We start from the raw sequence: 4,976 nt of genomic DNA, 5'->3' as shown, positions 1-4,976 counted from the left end.
CAGAACAACCCGACCCGAAAACAGCGAGATCCCCGCCACGGCGGGGATCTCGCACGTCACGACGGACGTAACTTCGGACTAGCGCGGGGGTTTAGGGCTCCAGCGTCTCCGCTAGTCCCGCCAACACCGGTTCGCGTCCGAGTTCGATGTGTGAATACGCAAGGGTGTAGGCGAGTTCTGCCTTGCCGCCAAGGATGGCGCTGCACAGTTCCATGTGCTCGTCGCGCTGGAGTTCGTTGCTTCGGTTGTGGGCCAACCCGAAGATCCAACGCATGCGGCCGAACAGCGGCTTGACGGATTCGATGAGCAGCCGGTTGCCGGAGAGCCGCACGATTTCGGCGTGAAACGCCGCACTAAGGCGCACGACGTCGTCAGTCCGGCCGTCGTCGATCGCTTCCCTTGCGTCGTCCAGCAGTTCTTGGAGGCGCCGGCCCGGCTCTCCCGCCGCGACGCGGACGGCCGCCATCCGGGCGGCAAACGTTTCCAGGCACAGCCGGACGTCGAAGAGTTCATTGACGTCGGTGAGCGTCAATTTGCGCACTACGGCACCCCTGCGGGGGAACGTCTCCACGAAGCCATCCTGCTCGAGGCGTTGGATGGCTTCGCGGACGGGGATTCGCGAAACGTTGTAGAGCTCAGAAAGCTCCCTCTCGCGCAGACGCACGCCCTGCTCGTATTTCCCGGCCACGATTCCCTCGAGAACCAGCTGGTAGACCTGTTCAGCGCGGGCCTCGTCGTCGCGGCCATTCAGGGTTTCCGACATCGGCTTTGGCCACCCTTCCATTCCCCATTGTCTTCGTCCATGGAGTGCAGTTGTCCTTGGAGCCGGACGGACGTCGCCGCTCAGCGCTCCACCCGAGCATACACGCGCTGAAACCGCTCTCAGTCCCTCCTCCGGACGAGTCCCATAGCGAATACCCGGACGGGCTGTTTGGTATCCCGGATGATGCATTGTTGGTGATTTACATCGTACCAATCGTGCTCTACGCTTTTTTGGTATACAAACTATCAAGGGAGCCATGCTTTGAACACCCTGATCCGCGCCGTCCGACCCTGGGGACAAGCGCTGAGCGACGTCCTCATCATGGACGGCAAGATCGCCGGCGTCGAACCGCATGACCCGGCCCGCGCAGCCGCGGCTGGCGACGTAACCGTAGTCGATGGCCATGGCCGTCTCCTCGTGCCGTCGTTCTCGGACGTCCATGTGCACTTGGACTCCACCCGCATCGGTCTGCCGTTCCGCGAACACACCGGCGGCCCCGGCGTGTGGACCATGATGATGAACGATCGCGAGAACTGGCGCAACGCCGAAGTCCCGCTTCAGGAACGCGTCAAGAACACCCTCGGTCGGATGATCGCGCGCGGCACCACCCGTGTCCGTTCCTACGCCCAGATCGACGTTGACTGCCGTCTCGAGCGCTTCGACGCCGTGATGGCTGCCAAGGAGCAGTTCAAGGACCAGGCCGAAGTGGACATCATCGCGTTCCCGCAGGCCGGCCTCCTCCTCGAGGAAGGCACCTTGCCCCTCATGGACGAGGCCCTCAAGGCCGGCGCCAACGTCATGGGTGGCATCGATCCCTGCAGCCTGGACCGCGACCCTGCAAGGCATCTGGACATCGTGTTCGGGCTGGCCGAAAAATACCAGGTCCCCATCGACATCCATCTCCACGAGCCAGGCGAACTCGGCGTCTTCAGCACGGACCTGGTGATCGAGCGCACCCGCGCACTGGGGATGCAAGGCAAAGTCACTCTGTCCCACGCCTACCAGCTGGGCAGCGTCTCCGAGGCCACTACGCGCCGCCTCATCGAGGAGTTCGCGGAGCTGGACATCTCCATGGCCTCCGTGGCGCCGTCGGTCTCCGGCCAGCTGCCCATTCCGCTGCTCGCTGAGGCGGGCGTCCGCATGGGCTTAGGTGAGGATGGCCAGCGTGATTACTGGTCCCCCTACGGCAACACGGACATGCTGGACCGCACATGGCAATTGGCCTTCACCCACGGCTTCCGCAAGGACGAGCTCATCGAGCACTGCCTCGCGATCGCCACGGTGGGCGGCGCCAGCATCCTGGACCCCTCCGCCACCCGCCTGAAGGGCACGGCACACCGCCCGGGCCTTGAGGTGGGCGATCCTGCCGAACTCCTGCTGCTCGACGGCGAAACGGTCGCCTCCGCCGTCATGGACCGCGGCGCCGATCGTACGGTGATCCACCGAGGCACGGTCGTGGCAGACCAGCTCGAACTCGTCTAAGCGGCAGAGGCTTAGATGGCTTTACCAGGGTTGAAGATTCCAGCCGGGTCGAAAAGCGCCTTGATACGGTGTTGCAACTCGCGGATGGGCTCTGGCTGCTCGAGCCCGAGCCATCGAAGCTTGTACTGCCCCACCCCATGTTCGCCGGTGATGGTTCCGCCCATCTCGAGCGCGGCATCGATGGAGTCATCCAGCGCCCTGTTGAGGCGGGACATGGCGTCCGCGTCTACTTCCATGTCCACCCGGTCTACCCAGAACGTGGGGTGCAGGTTGCCGTCGCCAGCATGGGCCACCACCTTGAGCCTGACATCGTGGGTGACGGCCATTGCTTCGAGCGCGGCCACGTAGTCCACCAGTCGCGACCTCGGAACGGCGACGTCTTCGCCCACCCGGTATTCGTTGTCCGCTTCGTCGCCTCGGCTTGAGCGCCGCATGTCGATGAGGCGTTCGGCTTCGGCGTTCGCTCCGGCCATCACCATGGCGCCCCCAGCCGCCAAGACCTCCCGCACCAATGCCGCCTCCGCGGTGGCCCCGAATCCGTCTGTCTGGATCAGCAACAGGGCCTGTCCACGTTCGCTAAGGTCAGAGCCGTACAGTTCGTCGAGCTGGGCCAGTGTTCCGGCATCGAGCATTTCCATGATGGCGGGCTGGACACGGGCCTTGCCAACCGCCAGGACGCCCGCGGCGGCGCCGCGGAAATCCGGATAGAAGGCCGCTACGGTTTGTACATCCCGGGGCAGGTAGCGGAGGCGCACCGTCACGCCCACCACAATCCCCAACGTTCCTTCGGAGCCCACAAACAGGGCCGTGAGATCGTAGCCTGCCACGCCTTTGAAGGTCTGGTGTCCGGTGTGAATGAGCGATCCATCGGCCAGCACGACGTCGAGCGCAAGCACTGAATCCCTTGTCACCCCATACTTGGCGCAACGCAGGCCGCCGGCATTCGTGGCCACATTGCCGCCGATGGTGGACATCTTGTAGCTCGCGGGGTCCGGCGCATACATCAGGCCGTGTTCGGCCGCCGCAGCGTTCAGATCAGCGTTCACCACACCAGGCTCTACGACGGCGGTTTCGTCATCCGCGTTGAGCTGCAGAATGCGGTTCATCCGTTCCAGGCTGAGCACGATGCATCCCTGGCTGGCATGTGCGCCACCCGAAACACCGGTCCCCGCGCCACGGGCAACAATCGGGACCCCATACTTGGCGCAGCTGCGCACCACGTGCTGGACGTCTTCGACGGAATCCGCAAACACGACAGCCAAAGGCAGCTGCAGGTCCAAGACGGGTCCTTGGTCCACAGAGTAAGTTCTGCGAGTGGACTCGTCGACGGCGACTTGCCCCGGGTTCAGCGCGGCGGCAAGCTCATCCATGAAGCCGCCAGTGCGTTTGGTGTCTCCGGCAACGGCTGTGTAGTCCGACAAGATGGGTCCCTTCGCATCTGAGCACCGCGGACACGCCAATTCGGCAGTCTTCGCGGTGTTTTCAGTGCTTCGAGTCTAGTATGCGACGATGGCCCGGTGCTCCGGCTGGCTCGGTCCAGAGGGCTGCGGAATCCGGCGGGCCATGACGATTTCCAACCTGGCTTTGTCCTGCGGATAGGGCCGTGTTGCGCCTGTGACTTCAAATCCGTGCCGGGCATAGAACGCCTTGGCGCGGGCGTTATCTTCGTGGACCCCCAACTCGATCAAGCCGGCCCCAAGCTCGGCGCTTGCTACAGCGCAAGCCTCATCAAGCAACTGGTCGGCCAGGCCCAGGCCCCGGTGCTCAGGTGCCACATAGACGCTTATGAGCATGGCCTGAGGCGCCTGGGAGGGATCCTGCGGCTGCTTGATAACGACGCGCATGAGTCCCATGATCCGGCTACCGTCAGTCCCGTCATCCGCCACCAAGGTGACGCTGGAGTCGCCTGACATGGTTGCGGCGCGCTCTTGCCATTGCGTGTCAGTCTGGCGCCGCGCCGCCGTCAGGCTCTCCACGTAGGCCATAGGAGTGTCCAAGAGCATCTCCAACCGGACCTCGCGAAGCAACCGCCAGTCCGCGGATTGAAGACGACGGATTCTATTCACTTCCGCCGCCCATGAATCGGACATAGCGATCAAGAACTCCCGGCCAGTCAGCCGCGTAGTCTGCACGGGTTCGAGCAGGGTCCTCGGCGCCTTCCCAGCCGTCGTGAACCAGCCGCAACTCCGTACCCCCATCAACCGCATGGAAGGCCACTCGAAGCTCAGTGGACCACATCGCAGTGCTACCCGGATACCAGCTCGCGTGGAACGACAACGGCGGTTGCCAATCGTCGATCGTTCCCCAAACGGACGTACGGCCGTCGTCAGCCGTCTCCACGATCAGGTTCTCCTCGAACTCGACGTGCGAGCCCGCGCCGTAGACACTGTGGTCCTCCATTGGCCACCACAAATGCGGGTGATCGGTGAAGCCCATGAAAGCGTGCGCCACGGGCGACGGCACGACGACGGTGCACACTACGGGGTCCAGCTCACCGGACTGCTCTGGCTGGGGTCCGGAGTCCGACGCTGCGTGACTGAAAAGGCTCTCCATGTGCACCAACATTACCGTCCAGCGACCCAAGCGGCTCGAGACTCATTGCGCTCCCCTTCCGACGCTCGCTCACCTATGTGGCCCTCTGGCCGGACGCTCCTGCAGTTCCGGGGCGTCCCGGGGTGACGCTTGCTCACCTATGGCCGGTCCTGACGGGACGCTCCTGCAGTTCCGGTTG

5 protein-coding genes are annotated in these 4,976 nt (G+C 63.9%); 1 reads left to right on the top strand and 4 read right to left on the bottom strand.

Going from position 1 to position 4,976, the window contains the following annotated elements; all coding sequences use genetic code 11:
• Positions 1-91: 91 nt before the first annotated feature.
• Positions 92-763, bottom strand: coding sequence for a GntR family transcriptional regulator (locus tag OOZ51_RS22275; protein ID WP_265982149.1), 672 nt, complete (start codon positions 761-763; stop codon positions 92-94).
• Between the two features lie 261 nt (positions 764-1,024).
• Between OOZ51_RS22275 and OOZ51_RS22270 the strand changes: the two genes are divergently transcribed.
• Positions 1,025-2,245, top strand: coding sequence for an amidohydrolase family protein (locus OOZ51_RS22270; RefSeq protein ID WP_265982147.1), 1,221 nt, complete (start codon positions 1,025-1,027; stop codon positions 2,243-2,245).
• Positions 2,246-2,256: 11 nt separating this feature from the next.
• Here OOZ51_RS22270 and OOZ51_RS22265 read toward each other — a convergent pair whose 3' ends face one another.
• The 3 genes from OOZ51_RS22265 to OOZ51_RS22255 form a co-directional block, all read right to left on the bottom strand.
• Complete coding sequence (locus tag OOZ51_RS22265) at positions 2,257-3,615, bottom strand: FAD-binding oxidoreductase (protein ID WP_265982150.1); 1,359 nt, start codon at positions 3,613-3,615, stop codon at positions 2,257-2,259.
• A gap of 126 nt (positions 3,616-3,741) precedes the next feature.
• Positions 3,742-4,311, bottom strand: a complete 570-nt coding sequence (locus tag OOZ51_RS22260) for a GNAT family N-acetyltransferase (protein WP_265982145.1) — start codon at positions 4,309-4,311, stop codon at positions 3,742-3,744.
• Complete coding sequence (locus OOZ51_RS22255; RefSeq protein ID WP_265982143.1) at positions 4,304-4,798, bottom strand: SRPBCC family protein; 495 nt, start codon at positions 4,796-4,798, stop codon at positions 4,304-4,306. Before OOZ51_RS22255 ends, OOZ51_RS22260 begins: the two co-directional genes overlap by 8 nt.
• Positions 4,799-4,976: the final 178 nt, after the last annotated feature.

The organism is Arthrobacter rhizophilus, from assembly GCF_026241105.1.
In the GTDB taxonomy this organism is placed as follows: Bacteria; Actinomycetota; Actinomycetes; order Actinomycetales; family Micrococcaceae; genus Arthrobacter.
Note: the sequence above shows the minus strand (reverse complement) of the source record. Positions and strands in the feature narration are given on the sequence as shown.

Coding starts and splice junctions, on each gene's coding strand:
- OOZ51_RS22275 (WP_265982149.1), bottom strand. CDS start 763: ATGTCGGAAACCCTGAATGGCCGCGACGACGAGGCCCGCGCTGAACAG.
- OOZ51_RS22265 (WP_265982150.1), bottom strand. CDS start 3,615: ATGGATGAGCTTGCCGCCGCGCTGAACCCGGGGCAAGTCGCCGTCGAC.
- OOZ51_RS22255 (WP_265982143.1), bottom strand. CDS start 4,798: ATGGAGAGCCTTTTCAGTCACGCAGCGTCGGACTCCGGACCCCAGCCA.